This is a genomic window from Candidatus Woesearchaeota archaeon (assembly GCA_018303425.1).
Lineage (GTDB): Archaea > Nanobdellota > Nanobdellia > Woesearchaeales > JAGVYF01 > JAGVYF01.
Genome location: JAGVYF010000035.1, coordinates 1 through 6,241 on the forward strand (window position 1 = coordinate 1; position 6,241 = coordinate 6,241).

A 6,241-nucleotide genomic window follows, 5' to 3' on the forward strand; every position below is an offset into this window, starting at 1 on the left:
TATCTTTTTATAATATTTATATTTATCATTTTATGATAAACATATCTTTTTTAGTTATATGTCTTTTTATATTTTAAATAAATAATTTATTTTTTTCTTTCTCTAAATAATATAAAAAGTAATAATACTAAAAGTAAAATGATGATTATTATCAATAATGTATATCTAATATCAAATATTAATCCGGGAAGTTCAAATTCAGGTTTTAATCCCGCATCTTCAATATCTGTATCGATAACAATTGCCCCTTTCTTCCTAATATCTAATGTAACTGCTATAGATTTAGTTCTTCTATCTGCTGTTACCTTAATCATATCTTTATGAATTTTTGGTTCTTTATTTGGACTAATAAAAAAAGTAATTTCAATTGTTTCTGAAGCTTGGGGTGGCAATGTAAGGTTATATTGGCTCAATTCTATAAATTTACCAAGTGAAGCAGTATCGATTACAAAATCCAGAAATTTATCACCTGTGTTAATTATAGTAAATTTTTCTCTTTTATTTTCTCCTTGCCGCATTGTAACACTGAGAGTCGAAATATTTAGTTCGAATAAGTCTGGTTCTGAGATAGCAGCCCCACCACCGCCTCCACCACCGCCTTCCCCGCCGCCTGCAGAAACTGGAGTTGGCGCAGGGGTTGAAGTAACTGGAGTTTCCCTTAAAGTATAATTGGCCATGAATGGTGTTTCAAACACATAAGTTGCACCTGAATAATTTACTTCCTGGCAAATACTTGCAGAACAAATAGCCCCATCAATTAAAATTTGCGGATCTGTAAAACTTACCCCATACATTGTCAAAATAGCAGTTTTATTTAATTCCAGAACTATTTCTGTTTGCATTAAAATTGAATTAGATGACATCCGGACTAATTTATCAATATTAATATCTCTTTGTATTGTTACGGATTCAGTAAAATGAATCTCCCCATAAGAGGTCATTTCAAGGATAACATCAGCCATATTCTGCAACTGCGCATTTGCATATGTGTCCATTCTTGTGCTAGTTCCATCAAAATTGTTCATGGTTATATTGTAAGAAGCTGAAACGTTTAATGTAATATTGTTGCTTGTCGTATTACTTTTTGAGTTGTATGCTGTAAAAGTTATGTGCCTTATTCCCCTGAAATTTATTTCAGGAATAAAAGTAACATTTCCAGTCGCATTATTTAAAGAGACTGTAAGATTTGCTATAGGCGTAAAAGTATAGTTAAGTCCATTACCCAGCGGATTTGTAAAATATGCTGAAAGATTTAATGATGTATTGGTATCTTCTTCAAAGGTTATATTTGGAATATTTGCAACTAATATTGGCGGGGCATTAATTGAATCATTTGTTACATTAAGTTGTGTATTTGCAACCGAACTTCCTGAAATCTCCAATATAAGATTTCCAGTGATATCAATTGCATAACTTCCGGTTATTTCAGGTTGAAATGTCAGATTTTCTTGTTGAAGATTCATTATGATGCTGATTAACAACACCAACATTAACAAGCACGCAAATCTATAAAAAATCTGATTAACCCAGACTATTTCATTTATTTTTCTCTTTCCTTTCTTATTCTTAGTGTGTTTCGACATTGTACGTTAATGTACCGGAATATACTCCCGGCAGTAAGCCTAAAGGAGGTTTAATATGAAAATATGTTGGCATGGTTTCGTTTACTGCGGAATTATTGCAATCAAATGCTGTGCAGATTTCCAAGCCAGTGGAATGGTTAAAGTAAGAATCATTCTCTGTCAAATATACTGGACTGATTAAACTGGAACCTTCTGCAGACTGTGAATTATCATCGTCGATTAAATAATCAGTTCCATCAGGTGTCCAATTAAAATTTGCGTCGGCTAATCCGAGATACGTCGTATTCCATCTAATATCCAATACATTATTTCCAACATTTTTCATAATATATTCATTTGTTCCAAAATTCCAAATCCCAAGATATACTGTACCACCCCCCAAAATAATGGAGGATGTGTAATTAACAGAAGATAAAGTTCCATAAGACCAGGTGCCATTAGCTTCATTATCATTTCCTCTTGAACTGCCATAACCGCCCGGAGCATTAACATTAAATTTATAATTTCCAGCAGGGATAAAAAACGGAGGAGTGCTGTTCACTGCAGTTAAATTTGAACCGAATCTCCAAATACAATTTTCTCCTGAAATTGCGCCTGTTTCAACTTTCCATGAGAAATTTACATTATTGGCAGTATTGCATTTCTGATTGGATGTTGAATTTAGACATAAGTATAAAGTTGGATGATTTGTTCCGCAATCATTATCAATATCTCTAATAGTCATTTCTACCGCTAAGCTTATGTTTGTATATGATAACGGATTAAATGTACAAACAGATTCAGTACAGGCGCCATATGAGGTCGTAGTATCAGTCATATTTACATGGATAATATTTGGCATATAATCCGTAAGCTGCATTGTTTGATTTAAATAACCTTGAGATATATTAAGATTGAAACTATCTACTGCTTGTAAACTAACATAAACAGTATTATTATTCCAGCCGGTCTCTTGACCATCTGAACCCCAAGGTATAGCTGCATCTATTGTTTCATAAATATTTATTTGTGAACTGTCCTCATAATTTCTGTCCCCGTAATTTGTTGAACCAACCTTGAGTTTATAAGTTATCTTATCTCCATCCGCATCTGTTGCAGCTGCCCATGCCACATTAGGTGTTTGATCATGGGTTGCTGTAGTGTTAAAATTTGCAGGAATATCCGGAATACTGTTAGTTAATTGGACTATTATATCGTATGCGCCTTCACTTAAATTTAATTGTTTATCATCATAAGCAAACATTCTGATATAAACCGTTTTATTTGTCCAATTTCCGTCATTTAATATATTGCCCCATGGAATTCTTGCATCAAAAAATGTAAAATTCTGCGTGCTTGCAGTTAAATGATTAGCAACTAAATTGTATGGACCGGTTGCGCCAATAGTGCTGACTGAAATATTATATGTTATTAAATCTCCGGCATCTGTATCAGTAGCTGATGACCAGTCTGTTCTTGGGCCCGGACTGTGTGAATGCAGCAAACCAGCGGTATTATTCAATTTTAAATTTGAAGCAACACTGGGAATATCATTTCTCAGCGTAAATTTACCGTCATATTTACTTTGAATTGTTCCAATTAGATTGTCAGTAGCATTGATCCTGAAATAATAATCTCTGATTGTGCTGCCACTGCCTAAAGTGAAATTATAATCTAAAGCTGTTGCCGACCAAGTATATGAATTTGTTGTAATATTAACATTTAACCTGCTTGTTTGACCTGATGCCATGTCTCCTATTTGGATGTTATAAGTTAATGAATCTTTCGGACATAAATCCGCGCCAGTCCCGTCTTCTGGATCATATGCTGCAGTCCAGCTTATATCCGGAGTAGTGTCATGAGTAGATGACGGCGCAAAACTAGCAGCTGATTGCGGCGGACGATTAAGTATTGTAAAATTAAAATATGTTATCTCAGAACGGTTATTTGCTCCTGCAGTGTTGTCCCAACTCATCATCGCCCCATAATAATCATTATGAGTTCCATTATATGTTATATTTAATACAGTAAAGTTTTGATTTAATATTATACCCGTGGTATTATCTTCGATTGAACTAGCCTCAGACCATGCATTAATTACGCTGCATTTAGTGTTATTCGACTCATTTTGTTTTGTTAATGTTTGAAGATTAGCATAAATATTGGTTACGCAAATAAACGTTTTAATTGTATCGCCTTGGGCATCGGTCCCTTTCCCCCAAATTAAAGATGCGTTTAACATATGCGTAGTCAGATTATTATCGTCGGTATATACGTCCCAACTTTGTCCTCCGAAGCATTGTTCAGTATTTTCAAAACCATCCTGCAGAGTGATTCTTAAAGGGTCAGATGGCGCAGTATTCGCCGTGCCAGTAGTAAAAGTAATATCAACTTTTGCGGCCGACACTGCATTTGAAAATAGGATGAATAAATATATAATTATAAAAATCTTCGCCATCCGTTTATTTGTTGAATTCATTTTTAATTTACCGTGAATATTCTGTAAGTGATTATATCTGCATATGTGCCTGCTTCTAAACCAACTGGCGGCATAATATGATAGTATGTAGGGAGCGTTTCGTTGTATGCTGCGCTATTACAATTTTTACTTACGCAAATGTCTAAACCTGTAGTATAGTTAAATGAACTTTCATTTGCTGAAAGATATACTGGAGCGATTAAGCCCGATGCTTCTGAGGACTGCAAGTTATCATCATCAATCTGGAAATCTGTGCCGTCAGGGGTCCAGTTTAATGCTGATGCAGCTCTTACAAGATCGGTTGCATTCCATAGTGCCGATACAACCGTATTACCATAATTTGTCATAACATATTCATTATTACCTGAACTCCATTGGCCTAATTTAATTGTTGCGCCTCCTAATATTACGGAAGTCGGGTAATTTACTGAAGTTAAGCTTCCAAATGTCCAAGTATTGTTCATTGCAGCGTCAGATGGATTTCTCTCATCATGATCTGTCAAATTAATATGATACCTGTAAGTATTTGCGGGATGGAAGAATTGTAAAGTATCTTTTGTCTTGTTTGCGCTAAATTGGAATAAACAATCATTATTTACTTTTGAAATACTGTCAACATTGTAAGTGTAATTATAAGCTGTAGATGAACAACCTTGGTATGATGATTGATTGATACATAAATATAAATTAAGCTCCCCATAAGCATCATCAGTGCAATCTTGGTCAATATCTGTTGCATTAATCAATACTGCAAATGTTATATTTGAACCAGATACAGGATTTAGCGTGCAACTTGGACAGGTTCCAAATGAAGTAACTGTGTCAGTGAACCTTACTTTGCTAATTTTTGGCAGGCTGTTAGTTATGTTTAAATTCCATTGCGTTGATGCCCCCCAATTGCCCCGGCTATCATTTGCATAATATCTCCAGTAAATCAAGTTTCCCCTAGAACTGCAGGCTGTAATGTTATTTGAAACATCTATTGCCGTAGCGCCAACTGCCGTAAATGTATCATTCCTTAAAATCCCGTCGCCGCAGTTGTATTCCAGGTAATAACCGCTGATTAAACTTACATCTGAAATAGAGATGTTAAACAAACCGTCTTCATACCGTTTTAATGTTGTGAAATTAGTGTTATTATCAGTAAAAGCTGGTCCTGCTACATTCATAACCATCATACGGCGTAACCCCGAAAGTTAAGTTTGTCCTCAAGTTAAAATATCTGCTTGTTATATTATTAATGGTATGGTTTGCGCCTGTACTGTCAATCTGTCCATAAAAGGTCATATTATATAAATCTCCAATTTCTTGCGCTGTTAATGTTCGGTTCCAAAGCATGACCTCATCTAATATACCATCAAATACCGCAGTACTATAATTACCGATTGCTGTCCCAATTTCTGCGCCCATCGTAATTGCATAAGTCGCAATTTTAGATGCTTTTAAGTTTCCATTAATATAAAAACTAACATTTTTATCTGAATTTTGATATGTTATAATTAAATGCGACCATGAATTATTCGGAAAATCATAAGTATAATTAGTATATTGATAATTTGTTCCAGTATTTGCAGATGTAAATAAACAAACATCATTGAGTCCACAACCTAATAAACCTCTATCCATACCTACAGCCCATCCCCCAAAACTCCCCAAGTCTCTAAAATTTGAAAAGAAAACAGAATTATCAGTTGTTAAATTAGGTTTTAACCACATTCCTATACTAAATGTTGTTATGTCAAGACCATTCCTATTATTAAGTTTAACACCGCCCGAGTTTGCGGATTCAAACAAATATCCATTTTTAATTTTACCTGTGATATTAGTTACTTTATTCTCTGACTTTCCATGATTAGACCCCTGTGAATCTTTTGCATCGTTATCAAATTTCCAATAACTGACTAAACCATCTTTTAACGCTCTTGTCCCGTTAATATACCATTCATATACAGTTGCGTTTTCCGGGTTGCCGTTGCTGTCTGTGTATGTCCAGGTTCCGCCAACTTCAGGTGTTATTGATGTCACAGTTGCAGGAGTTATATTGACATTGGATGCTACTGGAACAATATTTGCCGCAACTGTCACGTTTATAGTTGTTGAGTTTACTTGCGTGCCGTATTCATAACCATCATATGGAGTTACTCCGAAAGTTAAGTTTGTTCCAACGCCGTAATAATTGCTCGTTAAATTATTAATGGTA

4 protein-coding genes are annotated in these 6,241 nt (G+C 34.8%); all 4 read right to left on the reverse strand.

Translation table 11 applies throughout. From position 1 onward, the window contains the following. Positions 1-86 precede the first annotated feature (86 nt). Entirely contained in the window at positions 87-1,463 is a 1,377-nt protein-coding gene (locus tag J4418_05065; protein MBS3113425.1) for a hypothetical protein, read from the reverse strand. Positions 1,464-1,566: 103 nt separating this feature from the next. After that, positions 1,567-4,041, reverse strand: a complete 2,475-nt coding sequence (locus tag J4418_05070; GenBank protein MBS3113426.1) for a hypothetical protein — start codon at positions 4,039-4,041, stop codon at positions 1,567-1,569. 2 nt (positions 4,042-4,043) lie between these two features. Beyond that, on the reverse strand, positions 4,044-5,219 hold the full coding sequence (locus J4418_05075) for a hypothetical protein (protein ID MBS3113427.1): 1,176 nt from the start codon (positions 5,217-5,219) through the stop codon (positions 4,044-4,046). Continuing rightward, positions 5,182-6,241, reverse strand: a 1,060-nt coding sequence (locus tag J4418_05080) for a LamG domain-containing protein (GenBank protein MBS3113428.1), incomplete at its 5' end; no start/stop codon positions are given. The genes J4418_05075 and J4418_05080, both read right to left, overlap by 38 nt.

What these genes read in the sequence shown, in the direction of transcription:
- J4418_05065 (MBS3113425.1), bottom strand. Translation starts at nt 1,463, where the DNA reads ATGAATCTTCAACAAGAAAATCTGACATTTCAACCTGAAATAACCGGA.
- J4418_05070 (MBS3113426.1), bottom strand. Translation starts at nt 4,041, where the DNA reads ATGAATTCAACAAATAAACGGATGGCGAAGATTTTTATAATTATATAT.
- J4418_05075 (MBS3113427.1), bottom strand. Translation starts at nt 5,219, where the DNA reads ATGATGGTTATGAATGTAGCAGGACCAGCTTTTACTGATAATAACACT.